This is a genomic window from Hydrogenophaga sp. PAMC20947, from assembly GCF_004795855.1.
Classification (GTDB): domain Bacteria; phylum Pseudomonadota; class Gammaproteobacteria; order Burkholderiales; family Burkholderiaceae_C; genus Hydrogenophaga.
Genome location: NZ_CP039252.1, coordinates 2367242 through 2390574, shown reverse-complemented (window position 1 = coordinate 2390574; position 23333 = coordinate 2367242). Strand labels below are relative to the sequence as shown.

24 protein-coding genes are annotated in these 23333 nt (G+C 61.1%); 20 read left to right on the top strand and 4 right to left on the bottom strand.

Translation table 11 applies throughout. The features are described from left to right. Nucleotides 1–85: 85 nt before the first annotated feature. The 7 genes from E5678_RS10735 to fba all read left to right on the top strand — a co-directional run bounded on the left by E5678_RS10735 (nt 86) and on the right by fba (nt 7783). The gene (locus E5678_RS10735; RefSeq protein WP_136178518.1) at nt 86–802 is read left to right on the top strand and encodes an HAD-IA family hydrolase; all 717 of its coding nucleotides are present in this window, start codon (nt 86–88) and stop codon (nt 800–802) included. 12 nt (nt 803–814) lie between these two features. Then, entirely contained in the window at nt 815–1498 is a 684-nt protein-coding gene (gene rpe, locus E5678_RS10730; protein WP_136178517.1) for a ribulose-phosphate 3-epimerase, read from the top strand. Between the two features lie 37 nt (nt 1499–1535). Next, on the top strand, nt 1536–2630 hold the full coding sequence (locus E5678_RS10725) for a class 1 fructose-bisphosphatase (RefSeq protein ID WP_136178516.1): 1095 nt from the start codon (nt 1536–1538) through the stop codon (nt 2628–2630). Between the two features lie 137 nt (nt 2631–2767). Then, complete coding sequence (locus E5678_RS10720; RefSeq protein WP_136178515.1) at nt 2768–3652, top strand: phosphoribulokinase; 885 nt, start codon at nt 2768–2770, stop codon at nt 3650–3652. A gap of 128 nt (nt 3653–3780) precedes the next feature. Next, nucleotides 3781–5793, top strand: a complete 2013-nt coding sequence (tkt, locus tag E5678_RS10715) for a transketolase (RefSeq protein WP_136178514.1) — start codon at nt 3781–3783, stop codon at nt 5791–5793. After that, a complete protein-coding gene (locus tag E5678_RS10710) occupies nt 5790–6506 on the top strand; it encodes an HAD family hydrolase (RefSeq protein ID WP_136178513.1) in 717 nt (238 codons plus the stop codon). The genes tkt and E5678_RS10710 overlap by 4 nt, the downstream gene beginning before the upstream one ends. A gap of 215 nt (nt 6507–6721) precedes the next feature. Continuing rightward, entirely contained in the window at nt 6722–7783 is a 1062-nt protein-coding gene (gene fba, locus E5678_RS10705; protein ID WP_136178512.1) for a class II fructose-bisphosphate aldolase, read from the top strand. A gap of 18 nt (nt 7784–7801) precedes the next feature. Here the strand turns inward: fba and E5678_RS10700 are convergent, their stop codons facing one another. Then, a complete protein-coding gene (locus tag E5678_RS10700; protein WP_136178511.1) occupies nt 7802–8695 on the bottom strand; it encodes a LysR family transcriptional regulator in 894 nt (297 codons plus the stop codon). A gap of 181 nt (nt 8696–8876) precedes the next feature. Between E5678_RS10700 and E5678_RS10695 the strand changes: the two genes are divergently transcribed. The 5 genes from E5678_RS10695 (at nt 8877) to E5678_RS10675 (ending at nt 14614) form a co-directional block, all read left to right on the top strand. Further along, complete coding sequence (locus E5678_RS10695) at nt 8877–10298, top strand: form I ribulose bisphosphate carboxylase large subunit (protein ID WP_136178510.1); 1422 nt, start codon at nt 8877–8879, stop codon at nt 10296–10298. Between the two features lie 138 nt (nt 10299–10436). Further along, nucleotides 10437–10784, top strand: coding sequence for a ribulose bisphosphate carboxylase small subunit (locus E5678_RS10690; RefSeq protein WP_136178509.1), 348 nt, complete (start codon nt 10437–10439; stop codon nt 10782–10784). Nucleotides 10785–11066: 282 nt separating this feature from the next. Beyond that, nucleotides 11067–11870, top strand: coding sequence for a CbbQ/NirQ/NorQ/GpvN family protein (locus E5678_RS10685; RefSeq protein WP_136178508.1), 804 nt, complete (start codon nt 11067–11069; stop codon nt 11868–11870). A 14-nt stretch (nt 11871–11884) separates the two neighbouring features. Beyond that, nucleotides 11885–14269 (top strand): nitric oxide reductase activation protein NorD, encoded by a 2385-nt coding sequence (locus E5678_RS10680; protein ID WP_136178507.1) that lies wholly within the window; start codon nt 11885–11887, stop codon nt 14267–14269. A 33-nt stretch (nt 14270–14302) separates the two neighbouring features. After that, on the top strand, nt 14303–14614 hold the full coding sequence (locus E5678_RS10675) for a hypothetical protein (protein ID WP_136178506.1): 312 nt from the start codon (nt 14303–14305) through the stop codon (nt 14612–14614). A 125-nt stretch (nt 14615–14739) separates the two neighbouring features. Here E5678_RS10675 and E5678_RS10670 read toward each other — a convergent pair whose 3' ends face one another. The 3 genes from E5678_RS10670 to E5678_RS10660 all read right to left on the bottom strand — a co-directional run bounded on the left by E5678_RS10670 (nt 14740) and on the right by E5678_RS10660 (nt 17092). After that, nucleotides 14740–15348, bottom strand: a complete 609-nt coding sequence (locus E5678_RS10670) for a c-type cytochrome (protein WP_136178505.1) — start codon at nt 15346–15348, stop codon at nt 14740–14742. Between the two features lie 148 nt (nt 15349–15496). Then, nucleotides 15497–16780, bottom strand: a complete 1284-nt coding sequence (locus tag E5678_RS10665; RefSeq protein WP_136178504.1) for an NAD(P)/FAD-dependent oxidoreductase — start codon at nt 16778–16780, stop codon at nt 15497–15499. 12 nt (nt 16781–16792) lie between these two features. Next, nucleotides 16793–17092 carry a c-type cytochrome gene (locus E5678_RS10660; RefSeq protein WP_136178503.1) on the bottom strand — a complete coding sequence of 100 codons (300 nt, stop codon included), beginning with the start codon at nt 17090–17092 and terminating at the stop codon, nt 16793–16795. A gap of 542 nt (nt 17093–17634) precedes the next feature. Between E5678_RS10660 and E5678_RS10655 the strand changes: the two genes are divergently transcribed. From E5678_RS10655 to soxX, 8 genes are all read left to right on the top strand, one after another. Further along, nucleotides 17635–18021, top strand: coding sequence for a metalloregulator ArsR/SmtB family transcription factor (locus tag E5678_RS10655; RefSeq protein WP_247597019.1), 387 nt, complete (start codon nt 17635–17637; stop codon nt 18019–18021). Further along, entirely contained in the window at nt 18014–19354 is a 1341-nt protein-coding gene (gene soxC, locus E5678_RS10650; RefSeq protein ID WP_210732026.1) for a sulfite dehydrogenase, read from the top strand. The genes E5678_RS10655 and soxC overlap by 8 nt, the downstream gene beginning before the upstream one ends. Further along, on the top strand, nt 19354–20439 hold the full coding sequence (locus E5678_RS10645; RefSeq protein WP_136178501.1) for a c-type cytochrome: 1086 nt from the start codon (nt 19354–19356) through the stop codon (nt 20437–20439). The genes soxC and E5678_RS10645 overlap by 1 nt, the downstream gene beginning before the upstream one ends. Before the next feature lie 108 nt (nt 20440–20547). Further along, entirely contained in the window at nt 20548–20880 is a 333-nt protein-coding gene (locus E5678_RS10640; RefSeq protein WP_136178500.1) for a c-type cytochrome, read from the top strand. A 42-nt stretch (nt 20881–20922) separates the two neighbouring features. Then, nucleotides 20923–21378: a thiosulfate oxidation carrier protein SoxY gene (gene soxY / locus E5678_RS10635; RefSeq protein ID WP_136178499.1), complete on the top strand. Its 456-nt coding sequence runs from the start codon at nt 20923–20925 to the stop codon at nt 21376–21378. 65 nt (nt 21379–21443) lie between these two features. Then, on the top strand, nt 21444–21755 hold the full coding sequence (gene soxZ, locus E5678_RS10630; RefSeq protein WP_136178498.1) for a thiosulfate oxidation carrier complex protein SoxZ: 312 nt from the start codon (nt 21444–21446) through the stop codon (nt 21753–21755). Nucleotides 21756–21885: 130 nt separating this feature from the next. Next, nucleotides 21886–22656, top strand: a complete 771-nt coding sequence (gene soxA, locus E5678_RS10625) for a sulfur oxidation c-type cytochrome SoxA (RefSeq protein ID WP_247597018.1) — start codon at nt 21886–21888, stop codon at nt 22654–22656. A 14-nt stretch (nt 22657–22670) separates the two neighbouring features. Next, on the top strand, nt 22671–23318 hold the full coding sequence (soxX, locus tag E5678_RS10620) for a sulfur oxidation c-type cytochrome SoxX (protein WP_136178496.1): 648 nt from the start codon (nt 22671–22673) through the stop codon (nt 23316–23318). The last annotated feature ends 15 nt before the right edge of the window (nt 23319–23333 follow it).

The following is a 23333-nucleotide window of genomic DNA, read 5'->3' as shown; positions in this document are numbered from 1 at the left end:
TTTTGTGAATTTACCTTATTTAAGTGATTCCTTATAGTGATTCCAGCCCACCGATCCTGGCGGGCTGCAGTTCAAGGGAAATCGCATGTTGAAGGCGCTGATTTTTGATGTTGATGGCACGCTGGCCGACACAGAGGCCGCACACTGGCGCGCATTCAACCAGGCTTTCGATCAAGAGGGCATGGGCTGGCACTGGACCTTGACCCAATACACCGAGCTGCTGGCGATTTCCGGTGGCAAAGAGCGCATGCTGCACCATTGGCGTCTGGTCAACCCCGAGCTGACCGAGGTGGGGGCGGGCGCTGTGCAGGCCACCATCGACCGGTTGCATGACGTGAAAAACGCTTTCTATGATGCAGCCATTCAGGACGGCGCTGTGGCCTTTCGGCCCGGTGTGCTGACCTTGATGGAAGAAGCCCGTGCCGCCGGCCTGAAGCTGGGGATTGCCACCACCACCTCACCGGCGAATGTTGCCGCGTTGCTGCGCAGTGCACTGGGTTCTCAATGGCGGATGTTGTTCAGTGCCGTGGCCGATGCGGGCAATGTGCCGATCAAGAAGCCTCATCCGCAGGTGTACCTCAGGGTGCTGGCCGACATGGCCATGCCGGCAAGGGAGTGCCTCGCTTTTGAAGACTCGTTCAATGGCCTTCGGGCGGCATGCGCTGCGCAGCTCGCGACCGTGATCACCCCCAATGCTTTCACAGCCCACCATGACTTCAGTGGCGCATTGCGGGTCGTCCCCGACCTCACGGGTGTGAAGCTCGACCAGCTGCGCGAATGGTTCGCTGCCGCTCAACACTGAAGGGCCACTCCCATGATCCGCCTGGCACCCTCCATCCTGTCTGCCGACTTTGCCCGGCTGGGCGAAGAGGTGCGTGCCATCGAATCCGCTGGCGCCGACCTGGTCCATTTTGATGTGATGGACAACCACTACGTGCCCAACCTCACCATCGGACCCTTGGTGTGTGAAGCCATCCGCCCGCATGTGCAGATTCCGATCGACGTGCATTTGATGGTCGAGCCGGTCGATGCCCTGATCCCCTTGTTTGCCAAGGCGGGCGCCAACCTCATCAGCTTTCACCCCGAAGCCAGCCGGCATGTGGACCGGACGCTGCAACTCATCCGTGACCACGGCTGCAAGGCCGGCGTGGCACTGAACCCGGCCACGCCGCTGGAGTGGCTGGACCATGTGATGGAGCGGGTGGACCTCATCTTGCTCATGAGTGTGAACCCCGGTTTTGGCGGGCAGGCGTTCATTCCCTCGACCCTGGCCAAGCTGCAAGCCGCACGCAAGCGCATTGACAACCACCGGGCGGCAGGCGGTCAGCCGATATGGCTCGAAGTCGATGGCGGGGTGAAGCTCGACAACATCGGCCGAATCGTTGAGGCTGGCGCCGACACCCTGGTGGCCGGCAGTGCTGTGTTTGGTGCGCCCGACAGCGATGGCGGATACCGCAGCGTGATCCAGCAATTGCGCCACAACGGCGAAGTCCGCTGAGCGGTGCCACCTCATTCTTGAAAACCGAAAGCCCGATATGACCACCCGCCGCCGCTTCACCCTGACCCAATATCTGATCGAGCAGCGCCGCCGCTTTCCTTCAGCCAGCGGTGACTTCAATGCCTTGTTGCTGGACGTGGCGCTGGCCTGCAAAGCGATCGCCCGTTCGGTCGCCTTTGGTGAGCTCAGCGGCATGCCGGGCAGCGAGATGCTGGATGTGGCGACCAGCATCAATGTGCAGGGGGAAGAGCAAAAGCGTCTGGATGTGATCAGCAACATCTACTTCACCGAGATGACCGAGTGGGGTGGCCATCTGGCGGGCATGGCCTCTGAGGAAATGGATGAGCCGTACCAGATCCCCAAGAGCTTGCAGCGCGGCAAATACCTGCTGGTGTTTGATCCGCTCGACGGCTCGAGCAACATCGATGTGAACGTCACCGTGGGCAGCATATTCAGTGTGCTGCGCGCGCCGCAAGAAGTGATCGACAGCGGGCGCGATGTGGTGGAAGCCGACTTTTTGCAACCCGGCACGCAACAGATGGCAGCCGGCTATGCGCTGTACGGCCCCACCACCATGCTGGTGCTCACGGTAGGCAATGGTGTGGCAGGTTTCACGCTGGATCCCAACCTGGGACAGTTCATGCTGACGCACCCGAACATGATGGTGCCGGAAGACTCCAGCGAGTTCGCCATCAACGCTTCCAACAGCCGCTTCTGGGAAGCGCCCGTGAAGCGCTATGTGGACGAATGTCTCGCGGGCAAGACCGGTCCGCGCGGCAAGGATTTCAACATGCGCTGGATTGCCAGCATGGTGGCCGAAGCCCACCGCATTCTGATGCGAGGCGGCGTGTTCATGTACCCGCGTGACACGAAGGACGCGAGCAAACCAGGGCGCTTGCGCCTGCTCTACGAGGCCAATCCCGTGGGCATGATCATCGAGCAGGCGGGTGGCCGTGCCAGCACGGGGCGCGAATCCATGTTGACGGTGCAACCCACCAGCTTGCATCAACGCATTGGCCTGGTATTCGGCTCCAGGAACGAGGTGGAGCGCATTGAGCGTTACCACGCTGAGCCCGCCACCTACAAAGACAGCAACCCGCTGTTTGCCGAGCGCTCACTGTTCATGTATTGACCCAGCCCCGCGCCGCGCCCTGGGGGCCCGTGACCCCCACTAGGGAGCGGCCATGGTGGCCAAGCGAAGCCGCTTCCGAAAAGCCTTCGGCAGGGATTGCCTGCCACCGAATCAATTGTGTCTTATTGGAGAAACAGATGTCTGAACGCCACCCCATCATCGCGATCACCGGTTCCAGCGGGGCCGGTACGTCTACTGTGACGCGCACGTTCCAGAACATCTTCCGGCGCGAGAATGTCACTGCAGCCATCGTCGAAGGCGACAGCTACCACCGCTACGACCGCACGGAAATGAAGGCCAGGGCGGCAGAGGCTGAAGCTGCCGGCAACAACAATTTCAGCCACTTTGGTGCGAGCGCCAACCTCTTTGGCGAGATAGAAAGCCTGTTCAAGATCTACAGCGAGACCGGGGAGGGCAAGAGCCGCAAGTATCTCCACAACGCCGAAGAAGCTGCGCCCTACAAACAGGACCCCGGCACCTTCACGCCCTGGGAGGCGCTGCCAGAGAAAACAGACATGCTCTTCTACGAGGGTTTGCATGGCGCCGTGGTCACCGACGAACACAACATCGCGCAGTACCCCGATCTGTTGATCGGCGTGGTGCCGGTCATCAACCTGGAGTGGATCCAGAAGCTCTGGCGCGACAAAAACATGCGCGGCTACAGCGCCGACGCGGTGACCGATACCATCCTGCGCCGCATGCCCGACTACGTGCACTACATCACCCCGCAGTTTCAGTACACCCATGTGAACTTCCAGCGTGTGCCGATTGTGGACACCTCCAATCCCTTTGTGGCGCGTGATGTGCCAACCGCCGACGAGAGCATGGTGGTGATCCGTTTCGCCAAGCCCAAGGGCATCGACTTCGCCTACCTGCTGAGCATGATCAATGGCTCCATGATGAGTCGCGCCAACACCATCGTGGTGCCGGGCGGCAAGATGGAACTCGCGATGCAGCTGATTTTCACACCCTTCATCTGGCGGATGGTGGAGCGGAAGAAGAACGCCCCCCGCGTCGGCTGACGCCGCGCGCCCCTCTGGGGACAACGCAGGCGGCCGGCGAAGCCGGTTCCGCGGCGTACTGGGTATTGCGCCCCCCCGATGGCTCGGGGTGGGTCGCACCTTCATTCTTTTCGTCTTGAGGATTTCATATGAACAACCCGTCCCCTGAACTTGCCCGCCAGATGGCGAACGCTATTCGCATGCTGGCGGTGGATGCTGTTGAGAAAGCCCAGTCGGGTCATCCCGGTGCGCCCATGGGCATGGCAGACATTGCAGAGGTCTTGTGGAACCGCCACCTGAAGCACAACCCGGGCAACCCCCACTGGCCTGACCGGGACCGCTTTGTGCTGTCCAATGGGCATGGGTCGATGCTGATCTATGCACTGCTGCACCTGACGGGCTACGACCTCCCGATGGATGAGTTGAAGAACTTCCGCCAGCTGCACAGCAAGACGGCGGGCCACCCAGAAGTGGGCATCACCCCAGGCGTTGAAACCACCACCGGGCCGCTGGGCCAGGGCATTACCAATGCGGTGGGCATGGCGCTGGCTGAGAAGTTGCTGGCGCAGGAGTTCAACCGCGATGAACACCACATCGTTGACCACTTTACCTACGCTTTCCTCGGCGATGGATGTCTGATGGAGGGCATCAGCCACGAAGCCTGCTCCCTGGCCGGTACCCTTCGCCTGTCCAAGTTGGTGGCACTTTATGACGACAACGGTATTTCCATCGATGGCCATGTGGAAGGTTGGTTCACCGACAACACGCCGCAGCGATTCGAGGCCTACGGCTGGCACGTGATTCCCAATGTGGATGGCCACAATCCCGACGCGGTTGAGGCGGCGCTGCTTGAGGCCATAAAGCAGGGTCGACAGGCCCATGGCAAACCGACCTTGATCTGCTGCAAGACCGTGATCGGCATGGGCTCGCCCCACAAGGCCGGTACGCACGATGTGCACGGTGCCGCCTTGGGCGCGGCCGAAGTGCAGGCCACCCGAGAAGCCCTGGGTTGGACGGCAGAGTCGTTCGCTATCCCTTCTGAAGTGGCCATGGCATGGAATGCCGTGGACCGTGGTACCCAGGCCGAGGCGGCCTGGCGCGAGCGTTTTGAGGCCTTCCGCGCTTTGTACCCGCAAGATGCGGCCGAGTTCGAGCGGCGGATGGCAGGTGATTTGTCGCCCGATTTTTCAGACCGGCTGCCTGCCATCTTCCACGCCATTTCGAGTAAACCCGACGCCATTGCGACCCGCAAAGCCAGTCAGAACACACTTGATGTCCTGGCGCCTCTGATTCCGGAGTTTTTCGGCGGCAGCGCCGACCTGACCGGCTCCAACCTCACCAACTTCAAGGGCTGCGTCAAAGCCGGTCGCGATGTCTGGGGCAATCACCTGAGCTACGGTGTGCGCGAGTTTGGCATGGCCGCGATCATGAACGGCATCACGCTGCATGGTGGCTACATCCCTTACGGCGGCACCTTCCTCACGTTCTCCGATTACAGCCGCAATGCGATCCGCATGGCCGCGCTGATGAAACAACGCGTGATCCATGTGTTCACCCACGACTCCATTGGCCTCGGTGAAGACGGGCCCACACACCAGTCGGTCGAGCATGTGCCAAGCCTGCGCATCATTCCCGGTCTGGACGTGTGGCGACCGGCCGATGGACTTGAAACCGCCGTGGCATGGGTCTGCGCGGTTGAACGCCCCGATGGCCCCAGCGCCTTGTGCCTGTCGCGCCAGAACCTGCCCCGCGTCACCGAGCACATCGCGGCGGCCCAGATTCGCCAGGGCGGCTACATCCTCTCGGAAATGGAACGGCCACAGGTTGCCATCGTGGCCACCGGCTCGGAAATTCAAATCGCGTTGGCGGCTCAAAAGGCCTTGGCGGCTGAAGGTGTGCGCACCCGTGTGGTCTCCATGCCTTGTAGCAATGTCTTCGACCGCCAGCCCCGTGCCTGGCAGGAAGCCGTTTTGCCGATCAACCTGCCCACGGTGGCGGTGGAAGCCGCACATCCCGATTTCTGGCGCAAGTACGTGGGGCGCACCGGGGCGGTGGTGGGCATCGCGAGCTTTGGCGAATCGGCACCGGCCAAGGATCTCTACGTCCACTTTGGCATCACCGCCGAGAAGGTGGTTGAGGCTGTGAAAGGCCAACTGGCATGAGCTTCCCTTATGACCTGATTCTGTTCGATCTGGATGGCACGCTGATCGAAACCGCGCCGGAGATCGCCGACGCGGTCAATGACACGCTGAAGCAGCTGGGTTTGCCAACAGTGACCCAGCAGCAAGTGAATCACTGGATCGGCCACGGCACGCGTGAGCTCCTGATCCAGGCGCTGGCCTTTGTGACCCACACACCAGCGGACACGGTTCGGCGAGACCCTGGGTTCGCCGAGAAGGAGGCGGTGTTTGGTGGCCATTACCAAAAACGCTGTGGCACCCGAAGCCACTTGTACCCCCACGTGCGCGAGGCGCTGGTTGCCTTGCGTTCCGCAGGGGTGAAGCTGGTTGTGATGACCAACAAGGAGGGGCGCTACACCGAGACCGTGCTGAATGCGCACCAGATGGCGCCGCTGTTTGATCTGGTGATCAGCGGCGATACCTTTGCCGTGAAAAAACCCAACCCCATGGGCATTGATGAAAGCCTGAAGCGGTTTGGCGCCACGCGCGATCGAACGTTGTTTGTGGGCGACTCCAGCATCGATATCGCCACTGCGCGCAACGGTGGCCTTGCTGTCTGGGCCATGCCCTATGGCTACAACATGGGCGAGCCCATAGCGGCCAGCCAGCCGGACCGCGTGATTCCCGATTTTTCGGCGTTGACCTCCCTGTTGACTGGCTTCGAACCAGGCCACCGTGAACAACAAACGCCCTGAACGCTCTGGAGGGCAAGTGCTTGCCGGTGTTTGAAGCGCTGGAGTGCCGCGCGGAAAGTACCCCTGCGCCGCCTGTGGCGTCAACCCCCCCTGGGGCGATGCGAGCAGCCCGGCAAAGCTGGACCCACCTCATTCTGGCGCACGACGCACTTCATGGTCGGCCGGGTCGCAAATGTATCGATTTTCCATTTTTTCGATTTGTTAAAGGAAACACCATGGCACTCATCACCCTCCGTCAATTGCTCGATCACGCTGCGGAACATGGCTATGGCTTGCCCGCCTTCAACGTCAACAACATGGAGCAGGTGCAGGCCATCATGCAGGCGGCCGATGCGGTCAACAGCCCGGTGATCTTGCAAGGTTCGGCGGGCGCGCGTTCTTACGCGGGCGAGCCGTTTTTGCGCCACCTGATTTCAGCCGCCATCGAGATGTACCCGCACATTCCCGTCTGCATGCACCAGGACCACGGCGCAGCGCCTGCGATCTGCGCGCGCTCCATCCAGTCGGGGTTCAGCTCGGTGATGATGGACGGCAGCCTGCTGGCCGATGGCAAGACGCCGTCCAGCTACGAGTACAACGTCAACACCACCCGCCAGGTGGTGGACCTGGCCCACGCCTGCGGCGTGTCGGTGGAAGGTGAGCTCGGCTGCCTGGGTTCGCTGGAAACCGGCAAGGCTGGCGAAGAAGACGGCCACGGTGCGGAAGGCGTGTTGGACCATTCGTCTTTGCTGACCGATCCCGATGAAGCCGCCGACTTTGTGAGCAAAACCCAGGTGGATGCGCTGGCGATTGCCATCGGCACCAGCCACGGCGCTTACAAGTTCAGCAGCAAACCCAGCGGCAAGGTGCTGCGCATCGACCGGGTGAAAGAAATCCACCAGCGCATTCCCAACGTGCACCTGGTGATGCACGGTTCCAGCAGCGTGCCGGAAGACTGGCTGGCCATCATCAACCAGTACGGTGGTGATATGGGCGTGACCTACGGCGTGCCTGTGGAGGAGATCGTGGAAGGCATCAAGAATGGCGTGCGCAAGGTGAACATTGACACCGACCTGCGCATGGCCAGCACTGGCGCAATTCGACGGCACCTGGCCGAAGAGCGCAAGAACTTCGACCCGCGCAAGTTCTACAAGGAAGCCACCAAGGCGATGCAGGCGATTTGCGTCGCGCGCTACGAGGCGTTTGGCTCAGCGGGTATGGCCAGCAAGATGGGCCAGGTGCACAGCCTGGAAACGATGCAAAAACGGTACGACGCCGGAACTTTGGCTGCCATGTGAAGGGCCGCAGGTGCCATTTCAACGGTGGTCGAACAACCACTGTTTGAAGGCCAGCGTGGCCGCTGAAAGGTGTTTGCCGCGCGGGTAAACCACATGCCAGCGGCGGATCAAGGGGAAGCCTTGAACGTCGAGCTGAACCAGTTCACCCAGGGCGAGCTCCGACACCACCGTGGTCGCCGACAACACGGCCAGTCCGAGCCCGCCGGCAACGGTCTGCTTGATGGCTTCGTTGCTGCCCACTTCCAGCCGGTTCTTTAATGCGATGCCGTGTTCGGCAAAGAACCTCTCAGCCGTCAGACGCGTGCCCGAACCCGGTTCCCGCATGATGAAGGGCTCGCTGGCGAGGCGCTTGGGGGCAATGCGCTTCTTGCCAGCCAAGGGATGGTCGGGCGGCGCCACCAGCACCAGGGGGTTGTCCGCAAAGGGCTCGCTCACAAGGTCCATGTGGTCGGGCGGCTGGCCCATGATGTAGAGATCGTCCTGGTTGTTGGCCAGGCGCTGCAACAGGTTTTCCCGGTTGCCCACCACCATCGCCACCTCAATCCCGGGATGGGCCGCGCAGAAGCCGCCCAGCAGCTTGGGCACGGTGTATTTGACCGTGGTCAGGATGGCGAGCTTGAAGGTGCCGCGTTCCACGCCTTGCAGGGCTGAAAGGTCTTGCGAGAGCCGTTCCATGCGGATTTCGATATCGGCGCAGGCCCGGGCCAGTGTGGCGCCCGCCGCGGTCAGAAAAATCTTTTTGCCCAGCTGTTCAAAGAGGGGCTGGCCGATGGTTTCCGAGAGTTGCTTGACCTGCAAAGACAGGGTGGGTGGCGAGAGGTGCAGCGCTTCGGCGGCGCGCGCGAAACTGTTGTGCTGGGCCACGGCGTGAAAGATGCGCAGCTGGTGCAGGGTGGCATGGCGCAGGTTCATGGGTCTCCAAAAACAGAAAAATCTATAGATAGATAAAAGTAAAAGATAACCGTTTAAACATTTTACTTTTACTTATTCTATAAGCCATCAACAATGAATGCCAGTTCAGAGCCCGATCACCGTTGGTGGGGAGGCAGGAGCCCAACACCACAGCATTCAGACCCATCCACCAGGAACAATCATGGCCACGAAAACCTACAACGCCGGTGTCAAGGAATACCGCAGCACCTACTGGGAACCGCACTACACCGTCAAGGACACCGACATCCTGGCGTGTTTCAAAATCACGCCCCAGGCGGGTGTGTCGCGCGAAGAAGTCGCCGCCGCCGTGGCCGCCGAATCGTCCACCGGCACCTGGACCACGGTCTGGACCGACCTGCTGACCGATCTCGACTTCTACAAAGGCCGCGCCTACCGCATCGAAGACGTGCCCGGCGACGACACCTGTTTTTACGCCTTCGTGGCCTACCCGATTGATTTGTTCGAAGAAGGCTCCATCGTCAACGTGCTGACCTCGCTGGTCGGCAACGTGTTCGGTTTCAAGGCGCTGCGCGCCCTGCGCCTGGAAGACATCCGTTTCCCGATCGCATATGTGAAAACCTGCGGTGGCCCGCCCGCCGGCATTCAGGTGGAGCGCGACCGCTTCAACAAATACGGCCGCCCGCTGCTGGGCTGCACCATCAAGCCCAAGCTGGGGCTGTCCGCCAAGAACTACGGCCGCGCGGTGTATGAGTGCCTGCGCGGTGGCCTGGACCTGACCAAGGACGACGAGAACGTCAACAGCCAGCCCTTCATGCGCTGGCGCGACCGGTTCGAGTTCGTGGTGGAGGGCTGCCAGAAGGCAGAACGCGAGACCGGCGAGCGCAAGGGCCACTACCTGAATGTGACCTCGCCCACCGTGGAAGAGATGTTCAAGCGTGCCGAGTTCGCCAAGGAACTGGGTGCGCCGATCATCATGCATGACTTCCTCACCGGTGGTTTCACCGCCAATACGAGCCTGGCCAACTGGTGCCGCAACAACGGCATGCTGCTGCACATCCACCGCGCCATGCACGCCGTGCTCGACCGCAACCCGCACCACGGCATCCACTTTCGCGTGCTGACCAAATGCCTGCGCCTCTCTGGAGGTGACCACCTGCACTCGGGCACCGTGGTGGGCAAGCTGGAAGGCGACCGCGAAGCCACGCTGGGCTGGATCGACCTGATGCGCGAACGTTTCATCAAGGAAGACCGTTCACGAGGCATCTTTTTCGATCAGGACTTCGGCTCCATGCCCGGCGTCTTCCCGGTTGCCTCGGGCGGCATTCACGTGTGGCACATGCCCGCGCTGGTCAACATCTTTGGTGACGACTCCTGTCTGCAGTTTGGCGGCGGCACGCTGGGCCACCCCTGGGGCAATGCGGCGGGCGCCTGCGCCAACCGCGTGGCCGTGGAAGCCTGCGTCAAGGCGCGCAACGAGGGCGTGGAAGTCGAGAAGGAAGGCAAGACCGTATTGATGGATGCCGCCAAACATTCGCCCGAACTCAAGATCGCCATGGAGACCTGGAAAGAGATCAAGTTCGAGTTCGACACCGTCGACAAGCTCGACGTCGCCCACAAGTAAATCTCTGTCGATTTCGAGCCAATACTTTGTCGCAGGACTTTGCCGTGCCTTCAGCACTGTCTGCAGCCCTGCTTCGCCTCTTGCCTCGAACTTGACAGAGAGCGACCCCTTCGTTTCCAACATTCAGAGGCCCCCCAAATGCAAGACTACACATCCCGTCTCTCAGACCCCGCCAGCCGCAAGTTCGAAACCTTTTCGTACCTGCCCCCCATGACCGAAGCAGAGATCCGCAAGCAGGTGGAGTACCTGGTCAAAAAGGGCTGGAACCCGGCCATCGAACACACCGAGCCGCGTTACCTGGGCGACTCTTACTGGTACATGTGGAAGCTGCCCATGTTCGGTGAAACCGATGTGGACAAGGTGCTGGCCGAAGCCGAGGCCTGCCGCAAGGCCAACCCGGAGAACCACGTGCGCCTGATTGGTTACAACAACTTCAACCAGTCGCAAGGCACCTCGATGGTGATCTTTCGCGGAAACACGGTGTAGCCCCCCGCGCCGCCTGTGGCGTCACCCCCCAGGGGGCGGCACTGGCAGCCCGGCAAAGCCGGTTCCGCGGTGCCCTCGGATCGACACGTGCTCCGGAAAGATGATCTAACTGCGTGCCTTGGCTCAGCGCAACCTACGAGTGTGAGTCGGGGTGAGCGGCGCAGTGAAGTCAAGGAGGAGCCGGCTGCAGGGCTGCGGGGGGCATGAACGGATCCGTTCACCCCGGCTCGCGCGGTGCAGGCAAAGTGAAAACGCGCCGCTAACCCAAGTGTGGAGACGACCATGAGCGACAACCTCGACGCCTACCGCGTCGGCAAAGAACCCTACTACCGCCCGGTGGCCGACGAGGTCGAGCTGTATGAGGCCGCCTATTCGGTGCGCATGCCCATGATGCTCAAGGGCCCGACCGGGTGTGGGAAAACGCGGTTCGTTGAGCACATGGCCTGGAGGCTGAAAAAGCCCCTGATTACCGTGGCCTGCAACGAGGATATGACGGCTTCCGATCTGGTCGGCCGCTTCTTGCTGGATGCCAATGGCACGCGTTGGCAAGACGGCCCGCTGGCGGTGGCTGCGCGCCATGGTGCCATTTGTTACCTCGACGAGGTGGTCGAGGCGCGCCAGGACACCACGGTGGTCATCCACCCGCTGACCGACAACCGGCGCGTGCTGCCGTTGGAGAAGAAGGGCGAACTGGTGCGCGCCCATGCTGACTTCCAGATCGTCATCTCCTACAACCCCGGCTACCAGAGTTTGATGAAAGACCTGAAGCAGTCCACCAAGCAGCGCTTTGGGGCGCTCGATTTCAACTACCCCGAGCACGCAGTGGAAGCCGAGATCGTGGCGCACGAATCCGGCGTCGATGCGGAAGTGGCGAACAAGCTGGTGAGCATCGCCGAGCGCGCACGCAACCTCAAAGGTCATGGGCTTGATGAAGGTATCTCCACCCGCATGCTGATTTACGCTGGCAGCCTGATTCAGCAGGGCGTGGTGGCGCAGGCCGCTTGCCGTGTGACCCTGGTTCGACCCATTACCGATGACCCGGACATGCGCGACGCCCTGGATGCTGCAGTCTCCGCGTTCTTTTGACGACCGGATAACGCATGTCAGTGCACCTCCAAGACTATGCCGAATGGACCGACACGCTGGAACCAGCGTCGTGCGCCTTGCTGGCGCACGCCTGGGCCGATGCCACCAAGGTGTTTTCTGAACGCGGGCTTGACAACTACGTGAAGGGTGCTTCTGCCCTGGGTGGTCTGGGTCGGGGGGCTGGGCTGGTGAATGCATGGATCGAAGCGGCACCGCCCGTGGCTAGGGAAGTGGGCGAAGACGTGGTGGGCGACCTCGCTACCACAGCGCTGTCGCTCGCCTCGCGCACCTCGGGCTCGGTGATCGAGCTGGTGCTGGGCACCGCGCCCACCGCCGCGCGTCGCCTGGCCGATGGAGAACTGTTTCTGCAATACCTGCAGTTTCTCAACACGCTGGTGGCGCAGGCACCCCGGGGTTTGCGGCCGATGCTCGACAAACTGGATGTGCTGTTTGGCCAGCTCACGCTGGGCGGCTTGCGGCGCTGGGCGACTTGGGGCGCGCACGCACACCGCACCCAGTTTGAGGAGCAGATCGCCTACTTCGGCTTGAACTCCAAAGAATCGCTGGCCATGCTGCAGCAAGAGCGCAAGGGCACGCTGCTGGTCGATGTGCAGCGGCGCATCAACATGTATTTGCGCGCGCTCTGGGGACGAGACTTTTTCATGCGGCCCACGGCGGGCGACTTTGAAAACCGCGAAGGCCACAAGCCCTTCATTGAAGACTGGCTGATCCATTTGCCCGATGCCTTTGATGCCGTGGAGGGCAACAACGGCACGGTCAATGCCACCGAACTCTACCGCGCCGCCGCTGCGCATGCGGCGGCACATGTGGTCTACACCCGTGAGCCGATTTCGGCCGAATCGCTGAACCCCTGGCAGATGGCGGTGATCGGGCTCATAGAGGATGCACGCGTAGAGGCGCTGGCCGTGGCGCGATTCCCGGGTTTGCGCGCGCTTTGGGCCAGCCTGCACACCATCGACCGTCATGAGGCGAACACGGCGGGCGATTATCTGAACCGGCTTGCCCGCGCGCTGGTCGACCCAAAACATCGGGATGAGCACCCGTGGATCGCTCAGGGCCGTGCACTCGTGGCGGATGGCTTGCCGCGCATCCTGGCCCAGCCTTTTGAAAGTACCGTCTCGTGGGACATCGGCGTAGCGCTGGCCCACAGCTATCGCGATTTGTGCCAGGGCCCTGCGTTTCAGCTGCGTACCGATTTGCAGGCCGCACCCTACCGCGATGACAACCGCTATTTCTGGGCGTTTGAAGGTTTCGATGCCGATGAAGCCGCCGCAGCGGGCTACCAGCCGGAGCAGCAGGTGCGCAAGCATGTGAACGTGATGGAGCTGGCCAACGAGATCGAGGTGGAGAATGCGGGCGATGACGCACAGGAAATCTGGGTCATGGGCACCGAGTTTTTCCCCTACGAAGATCGGGGGGTGTCGTTCAACCAGAGCGAGGGCCACGAGCCGATGGTGCCACCCAGCCACTACCCGGAGTGGGATCATCTGATCCAGCTCGAGCGCCCGGCCTGGGTCACGGTGCAGGAGCGCCGCGCCAAAGTGGGTGATCTGGCCGTTGTCGATGCCATCACCACCGAGCACCGCCGTTTGATCGGGCGCATGAAGGTCATGCTTGATGCGATGCAGCCACAAGGGGTGCAGCGCCAGCGCAAGCTCGAAGATGGCGACGAGATCGACATCAATGCTGCGCTGGATTCCTTGGTCCAAATGCGCGTGGGGCAGCAGCCCGACCCGCGCATCATGATGCGCAGCGTGCGCCAGGTGCGCGATATATCGGTCCTGGTGCTGCTGGATCTTTCGCATTCGACCAACGATGTGGTGCGTGCTGGAGAGCCCGGCGATAAGGGCGCTGGCCAGGAACGCACCGTGCTCGACCTGACCCGGGAAGCCTGCGTACTGCTGGCCGACGCTGTGAACAAGGTGGGCGATCCGTTTGGCATCCACGGTTTTTGCAGCGATGGCCGGCACGACGTCAACTATTGGCGCTTCAAGGATTTCGATCAGCCCTACGACGATCTTGCCAAGGCGCGCATCGCGGGCATGACTGGACAACTTTCCACCCGCATGGGGGCGGCCATTCGCCACGCCACAGTGACATTGCGGCAGCAGCGATCCAGCAAAAAACTGTTGCTCGTGATCACCGACGGTGAGCCGGCTGATGTGGATGTGCGCGATCCGCAGTATTTGCGCCACGACACCAAGAAGGCGGTGGAAGAAGCTGGACGCAGCGGCGTGTTCACCTACTGCATGAGCCTTGACCCACGCGCCGATCAGTATGTGAGCCGCATCTTCGGGGCTCGCAACTATGTGGTGGTCGACAAGGTGGAACGCTTGCCCGAAAAACTACCCCTGCTGTACGCTGGCCTGACCCGCTGAATTTCAAACCACCGACCGATCGAACCCCGAGCCATGATCCAGACCCGACCACAAACCTACGCCGGTGTAGAGCACGAAGAAAACCATGGCATGACCATGACCGGGCGCTCCATTCGAGACGCCTGGGTTTTCGGCATTCTGCCGGAGGGTGATGGATTCGCAGGCAAGACAGCCGGTGACATGCAGAACCTGTTTGAGCAGGTGCACAAGGCCTGGGAGCCCTACGGACATTTGCCCAGTCGCCTGCCGCCTGCGTTGGCCGAGCGCCATGCCCGTATCCACGATGAAGCGATTCAACGCGCCAAAGCAGGGGGCTGGAACGCCGAGTTGGGCGACGACGATTGACGCGCCCATTGGCTTGAGGCGAACGTCTTCAAACGGGGTGCGTCGTGTGCATGCCCCAGAGATGAGAAGGTTTCGAAAAGCCTTGAAGCTCCCGGGAAAGCAAGGCCGCGCGCAATCCGAAAACCCTATTTTCCGCTCACGTATTCCGCCACGGCCACCATCTCCAGCTCCGTCATCTTCTCCACCACCGCGTGCATCACCGCATTGTCATTGGTGCGATCGCGCTTGTTGAAAGACTTGAGCTGGGTGTGGATGTAGCCCGGAATCTGGGATGCGAGTCGGGGCAGGGTGGCGGTGCCTTGGGCTTCGGGGCCGTGGCAGCTGGCGCAGGCAGGTACACCGCTGAACTTGTTGCCGTTCTGATAGATGTACTGGCCCATGGCGGCCAGCTGCGGTTCCTTGGGCGCCGTCGACTGGGTGGGCATCTTCTCGTAGTACCGACCCATCGCCTGCATTTCATCGGGGGTTAATTTGGCCACCATGTCCGCCATGGTGCTGCTCTTGCGTTCTCCGCTTTTGAAAGCCTGCAACTGTTTGGCGATGTACTCGGCATGCTGGCCGGCCAGACGTGGAAAGATCTCGCTGGTGGACTCACCCTTGGCGCCGTGGCACAGAAAACACGAGCCTCCCGCGATTTTCTTGGCGCGCGCCTCGTCGGCTTGGGCCCATGCCGAGGAGACGCCCAGCAGCAAGGCACCCACAGTGATGGCAGTGCGTGAAATACAAAATGTCATAGGACTTGTTCAATTGCTTCGATTGGCCGACAGGGGGCTACGATGCGCGCGATGGCCGCACCCAGAGCATCGTTGAACCGGTTTTGCCGGGCCGCAGATGCGGCCCGATTGAGGGGGTGACGCCGAAAGCGGCGCGGGGGGGGCATGTTCAGGCCAACGTGTCAGCCCAGATGTTGCGCGCCCACGCCAGCGCGAATTTGCTCTCCAGTTCGCTGGCCGCAGTCGAAATGCCTCCAGATCCTGGCACGGCCAACATGGTCTTTTTCTCGCTGTCGTAGCGGTGTACGCTGGCCACGTGCACAGCCTCGTCAGCCGCCACAAAGCTGTAGCAGGTGTTGGCGTAGATGGGCATGCCGGGTACCTCCTTGCCTTGCAACAACGAAACTACAGCGGCAGCGCAGGTCTTGCCGTGCTGGTTGGCCATGTGGCCTGACTTGGGCATGCCGGGCGCGCCCTGAATCGAGTCACCCAGCACATGCACGTTTTTCGCGGCGACCGATTCGAAGGTGAGGAAGTCGACTTCACACCAGCGGTTGTTGGCCGTGGCCAGTCCCGACTTGAGTGCGATATCGCCCGCGCGCATGTTGGGGATCACGTTGAGCACATCGGCCTTGAAGTCGTCGTTGAATTCGAACTTCATGGTTTTGGTTGCGGCGTCGACATCGGCCACCCGGTGTTTGGGCCTGTATTCGATGATGCCCTTGTAGTGCTCTTCCCAGGCCTTGGTGAACAGGCCCTTTTTTGACTGGATGTCGTCGTTGGCGTCGAAGATCACGACCTTGCTCTTGGGCTTGGCGGTCTTGAAATAGCTGGCGATCATGCAAGCGCGCTCGTAGGGGCCGGGTGGGCAACGGAACGGTGCGAGTGGAATGGACAGGGCGTAGACACCGCCGTCGGGCATGGCTTCCAGCTGTTGGCGCAGCGCAATGGTTTGCGGGCCTGCTTTCCAGGCGTGGAGCACCGCATCTTTGGCGCCAGGTTTGGCCATGCCGGGCAGGGTATCAAACATGAAATCCACACCGGGTGACACGATCAGACGGTCGTATGGCAGTTCGCCGCCGCTCGCCAGCTTGACCGTGCGCTTGTCGGCGTCGATGCTGGCCACCGTATCGCGCACCAGTTTGATGCCGTGTCGCTTTTCCAGGTTGTCATACGGCGTGGTGATGTCGGCCATGGTCTTGTGGCCGCCGAGCACGAGGTTGGAGATCGGGCAAGAAACGAACTGGGCATTGGGCTCGACCAGCGTGACCTGGATCGAGCCCTCTGAGAACAGCCGCACATACTTGGCCGCCGTGGCGCCCGCGTAGCCCCCACCGATCACCACCACCTTGGCGCCGCCCCCTCCGGCGTTAGACGCGCAACCCGAGGCCAGACCCAAACCCGCCGCGGCAGAGGCCGCTCCGATGCTTTGTACAAATTGACGACGTTTCATGTGGGGTCTCCCTTATTTCTTCTGGGCGGCGAAATAGGCGGCCAATTGCGCCAGCTGCTCGTCGGTGTAACCCTTGGAGAGCTGATGCATCAAGGTGGCGGGTTTGCGACCCGACTTGAAGTCCAGGAGCTTTTGCAGCATTTCATCTTTGTCCTTGCCGGCCAGTGATTCATTGCCGGCCTCAGCCTTGCCCTGGGTGCCATGGCAGGTGGCACAGGCGGCTGCCCACACCCTGATCTGGTTCACTTGGGCTTGCGCCCCCCCCATCGTCAGGCTCAGCGTGCCCACAGCCAGCCAATGTTTGAGTTGCATGAGGTTGCCTCCGGTGTGATGCAGGGTCGGGAAAAGGTCTAAAAGCCACCGATAGCCCGGGGAAAAGTGGGTGCTATCGGCTATCTCGTTGGTTGCGCCTATTTTGGTTTTGATGCTACCAACGCTTTTCCGGGGGTCCCTAGCGTGAAAACCCTAGGGAAGTCCTGCATAACCCCCATGGCGCCCATGGCGCCCGTGGCGCCCGTGGCGCCCGTGGTGGGCCCAACCCCTGTGGGCACTGGTTGTTCGGACGATTGGTTTCGTTTCGAATCCAAGGTCAGCTGTCCAGGCCGACCTTGGATTTCGCGCTGGCGCTTCATTCCGCAAAGACCACGCCGCGCTCGACGCGGGTTATGCAGAGTTTCCGCAAGCTTCTGCATCCTGGCCGGTGTGCTCAGCCTGATCCGGGGGGAGAGGGTGTCAGAAAATGGCTGACATACGGGTTTACACTAATCTATATATAGGCAATCAATCATATAGTTGAACTGAGATGGCTTCAACACCCACCCCTCAACAACGCCCGGAGACACGCCGTGGATGACATGCAAGAGGTATTCGAGTCGGTTGCACGCTATTTCAGCGTGCTCGGCGAGCCGACGCGCCTTCGCATCCTCCATGCCCTGTGCCAGGAAGAGCAGTGCGTGAACGAGATCATCAAGGCAACGGGCTTGGCCCAGGCCAACGTCTCGCGCCACCTGGGGCTCATGTACCAGGCGGGCATGTTGTCGCGCCGCCGTGAGGGCACCCAGATCATCTACAAGGTGGCTGATCCCCTGTATGTCGACTTGTGCCGCACGGTTTCCGTACAGCTGATCGGGCGCATCGACACGGTTTTCACCAGCAGTGACCACCAGCTGCAGCCCGCTGCTGAAGTTTTCACGGGCCCCATCCCTATCCCTGCCAACCTGAAGGAAGAAGCAAGTGTCTAAAGACCTGAGCGATGTGATCGGACGCGTCTTGCCTGCGCCCGAAAATTTTCTGAGCCCCGACAAGCTGGAGACCGCCCGCAAGGCGCGTCGCCGCTTCATGGGCAATGCACTGGCCATGGGCGCTGGCGTGGCGGCAACCGCCTCTGCCGGCCGTGCGCTGGCGGCAGATGGGGAAGACGCCATCCTCAAATTGCCCGAGCACACAACGGGTCTGGGTCAATCGGTGGCGACCGATGGCTATGGCAAGCCCAGCAAGTGGGAAGCCAACTTGCAGCGCCGCCAGAGCCCTGGCCTGACCCGTGTGAATCAGGCCTCGGTCAGCTTCACCCCGCTGCAGGGTCTGTTCGGCATCATCACCCCCAGTGGCCTGCATTTCGAGCGCCACCACCAAGGCTGGTGGGACATCGACCCCTCCAAACACCGCTTGATGGTCAATGGCCTGGTCAAGCGCGAGCGCGTCTTCACCATGGACGATCTGATGCGCCTGCCCAGCGTCTCGCGCATCCATTTCATTGAATGCGGTGCCAATGGTGCCACCGAGTGGGGCAATGTCGCGGTGCCCACGGTGCAGTACACCCACGGCATGGTGAGTTGTTCCGAGTTCACCGGCGTGCTGCTGTCCACCCTGCTGGAGATGTGCGGCGTTGACAAGAAGGCCGCGAAGTTCGTGCTGGCCGAAGGTGCTGATGGCTCTTCCATGACCCGCACCATCGACTTCGAGCGCGCCATGGACGACTGCATCGTGGCCTGGGCCATGAACGGCGAAATGCTGCGCCCCGAAAACGGCTACCCGCTGCGGCTGGTGGTGCCGGGCATCCAGGGTGTGAGCTGGGTCAAGTACCTGCGCCGCATCGAAGTGGGCGACCAGAAGTGGGCCACCAAAGACGAGGCTGTGCACTACATCGACCAGATGCCCGACGGCTCGCATCGCCAGTACTCCGGTATCCAGGAATGCAAGAGCGTGATCACCACGCCGTCCGCTGGCCAGACCCTGCTCGACAAGGGCTACTACAACGTCACAGGCCTGGCCTGGTCGGGGCGAGGCTCCGTCAAGCGCGTTGATGTGAGCGTGGACGGCGGCCGAAACTGGCGCACCGCCCGGCTGGAAGGCCCTGTGTTGCCGAAGGCGTTTGCCCGATTCAACATCGATTGGGTCTGGGACGGCAAGCCCGCCATCCTGCAAAGCCGTGCCATCGACAGCACGGGGTATGTGCAGCCCAAGATCAACCAGTTGCGCGCCGTGCGCGGCACGCGCTCGGTCTACCACCAGAACGCCGTGCAAAGCTGGTTGGTGTCTGAAAACGGCGAACTCTCGAACGTGCAGGTGTATTGATGAAAACTCCACTCCAACAAACCACTCAAGCCATTGTCCTGGCCACCGCCTTGCTGGCGTCTGGCTGGGCGTCGGCCGCAGATCCTGCCTGGCACAACCTGGGCCGCGATGCCACGCCAGCCGAAGTGAAGGCCTGGGATATCGATGTCCGCCCCGACTTCAAAGGCTTGCCGAAGGGATCGGGCTCGGTGAACATGGGCACCAATGTCTGGGAAGACAAATGTGCCTCTTGCCACGGCATATTTGGGGAGTCCAATGAAGTGTTCACACCCATCATCGGTGGCACCACCGCCGACGACATCAAGACCGGTCACGTGAAAGGGCTGGCAGAGGGCAAGAGCATCGTCCCCCAGAAAACCACCATCATGAAGGTGGCGACCCTGTCCACCCTCTGGGACTACATCAACCGGGCCATGCCCTGGAACGCGCCGAAGTCGCTGACAGCCGATGAGGTCTACGGTGTGACCGCCTATCTGCTCAACCTCGCTTCCATCGTTCCAGCCGATTTCACGCTAAGCGACAAGAACATGGCTGAGGTGCAGCAGCGCATGCCTAACCGCAACGGCATGGTGTTCTATGAGCCGTTGTGGAAAGTCAATGGCAAGGGCGATGTGAACAACGTGGCTTGCATGAAGAACTGCGAAGTCGATCCCACGGTGCACTCCTCGCTGCCAGCTTTTGCGCGCGATGCCCATGGCAACGTGGCCGAGCAAAACCGCCTGATCGGCCCTGTGCGCGGCGCCGACACCACCCAGCCACCGCCCAAAGGCTCCGTCGGTTCAGTGCCGGCTCCCAAAGCTGTCCTGGCCGCAGCATCCGCGGCCGAAGGTGGCGATGTCAAGGCTTTGCTCGCAAGCAACGCGTGTACCGCCTGCCACGGCGTGAAGAACAAGATCGTGGGGCCTGGCTTCAACGAAATCGCTGCCAAGCACAAAGGCAAGGCCGATCTGGAGGCCTACCTGGTGAGCAAGATCAAGGCCGGTGGCTCAGGCGTGTTTGGACCTGTGCCCATGCCAGCGCAACCCCAGCTGAAGGACGAAGATGCCCAAGCCATCGCCCGGTGGATCGCAGCCGGCGCGCCCTGAAGCCCCATCTCAGGAAATAGGTAATAACGCTTTGTGCTTATTCATTGATATGGGCAATTGCTCGTTAACCCCATACATTTTTACCAAAGGAGCTTCTAAGCTATGAACATGGATTTCAAACAGATCGTGCTGGCAACGTCGGCCTTGCTGGCTTCGACGGGAGCCTTCGCGCTGGACGCTGCTGCTGCAAAAGCACTGGCGTCCAAAAGCGCCTGCCTGGCATGCCATGCGGTCGATAAAAAACTGGTCGGACCCGCCTACAAAGATGTGGCCGCCAAGCACCAAGGTCAAGCCGATGCGGTGGAAAAAGTCGCCGCACGCATCCGGTCGGGTGGCTCTGGTATTTACGGCCCTGTGCCCATGCCGCCGCAGCCCGGCCTGAAGGACGACGAGCTCAGATTGCTGGCCGCCTGGGTACTCGCCGGCGCTCCAGACAAGTAAACTTCATTCACAGCAACTGCATTCACTCACAAGGAGTTCGACATGAACAATTCTCGCCGCACCGCCATCAAGACCACGGGCGCTTTCGCCACCCTGGTTTCGCTGGGCATCATTACCCAGAGCCAGGCTCAAGCTGCGGTTGACCGTTCCGCATTTGCCGTCAAAACGCTTGACGAGGCCCTCAAGGCCATCGGTGGCACGCCGGCCACCAGCGATCAGGTTTCCGTGGTGTCTCCAGACATCGCTGAAAACGGCGCTGTGGTGCCTGTTGGTTGCATCTCCAAGCTGCCCAACACCACCGACATTTACCTGATCGTTGAGAAGAACCCCACGCCCATGTCGTGCGCGTTCATGCTCCCCGCTGGGACCGCCGCTGACATACAGACCCGCGTGAAGATGGGCCAGAGCACGAACGTGGTCGCTGTGGTCCGCGCCGATGGCAAGCTTTTTTCTGCCGTCAAGGAAACCAAGGTCACCCTGGGCGGTTGTGGCGGCTGATCGCCCCCCCATCAAAACCCCAGTGTTTCGTTTTCAATTCACTTATATAGATTCAGGAGTCCATCATGGCTGATCCGATGCGCATCCGCGCCGCTCTCGCAGGCGACGAAACCACTGTCCGCGTGCTCATGGCACACATCATGGAGCCCGGCACCCGCAAAGACGCTGCCGGCGCGCTCATTCCGGCCCACTTCATCCAGGATGTCGAAGCCACCCACAACGGCAAGTCTGTTCTGAAGGCCATGTTCAGTGGCTCTGTGTCGCAGAACCCCTTCTTGTCTTTCAAGTTCAAGGGTGCAGCCAAGGGCGACAAAGTGACCGTGAAGTGGAGCGACAACAAGGGCGACTCGCGTTCTGACGAAGCCACCATCGCCTGATCGGGCGCCGGTGCAAACGGCCAGCCACTCTTGTCGCTGGCCGTTTTTGACTTTTCACTGTCAATAAGTAACAGGAGACCTCCAGATGAAAAAAACCAAGGCTATTCGCCATATTCTTGCGGCGGCTGTCATGACCGCCGGGGTCATCGGCTCGGCTCAGGGGCAAGACGCAACCGCTGATGCCATCGCGAAATACCGCGAAATGCTGCAAGACGGCAACCCTGCCGAACTGTATGAGATGAAGGGCGAAGAGCTCTGGAAAACCAAACGCGGGCCGAAGAACGCCACGCTCGAACAATGCGATCTGGGCAAAGGCCCGGGCGTGATCAAAGGCGCGTTTGTTGAGATGCCCAGGTACTTCGCTGATACCGGTCGTATCCAGGATCTGGAAATGCGCCTGATCACCTGCATGGAAACCTTGCAGGGGTTCAAGGCCGACGACCTGGTGAACGCGTCTTACGGCAAAGGTGAAAGTGCGAACATGGTGGCCATGACGACCTACGTCGCCACTGCGTCCAAAGGCATGCGTATCAACCTGCCGCAAGCCCACGATCAAGAAAAGAACATGTATGAAGTGGGCAAGCGCCTGTTCTTCATGCGCAGCGGCCCACACGATTTCGCATGCGCCACCTGCCACGGCCAGGACAACAAGCGCATCCGTCTGCAAGACCTGCCCAACCTGACGGTGAATCCGGGTGATGGCGTGGGCTTTGCCGCCTGGCCTGCTTACCGCGTGTCCAACGCCCAGCTCTGGACCATGCAGAAGCGCTTGAACGATTGCTACCGCCAGCAGCGCTTCCCCGAGCCCAAGTTCGGCAGCGATGCCACCTTGGCACTGTCGATCTACATGGGCGTGAACTCCAAGGGTTCTGAGTCCGCCGTGCCCGCCATCAAGCGCTGAACAGGAGACAGAATATGAAAAAAACCAACATTGCCCTGATCGCACTTGCCACGACGGTGCTCGCCGCTTGCTCGGCTTCTTCGTCCGGCAGCAACGTCGATCAACTGACCGCTGATGTCTTGAAATCTTCATTCCAGGCCAAGGGCATTGCCACGCTGGATCGCCTGAACCAAGACGAAGCCAACCGCCTGTGCAGTGAAGCCGATGTGGCTGGCAAGCCGCTGGACGAGAAGATGACCAAGGTGGTCGAAGACACCAGCATGAAAACGATCAAGTGGCCCGCTGACGGCAAATACCTCGGCGACTGGAAGGCCGGTGAAAAAGTGGCCCAGAGCGGCAAAGGCTTGAGCTGGAGCGACAAGGCCGACCGCGACAACGGTGGCAACTGCTACAACTGCCACCAGATCACCAAGGAAGAAATTTCCTTTGGAACGATTGGCCCCAGCCTCTACAACTACGGCAAGTTGCGAGGTGTCACCAATCCCGACAGTCCCGCAGGCATGGAAATCGTGAAGTACACCTGGGCCAAGATGTGGAACGCCCGCGCAACCAATGCGTGTTCCCTGATGCCCCGCTTTGGTCACAACGACATTCTGGAAGAGCAGCAGATCAAGGACGTGATGGCCTTGTTGCTGGATCCGGCCTCGCCTGTGAACAAGTGATGTCCCGTCGGTGCG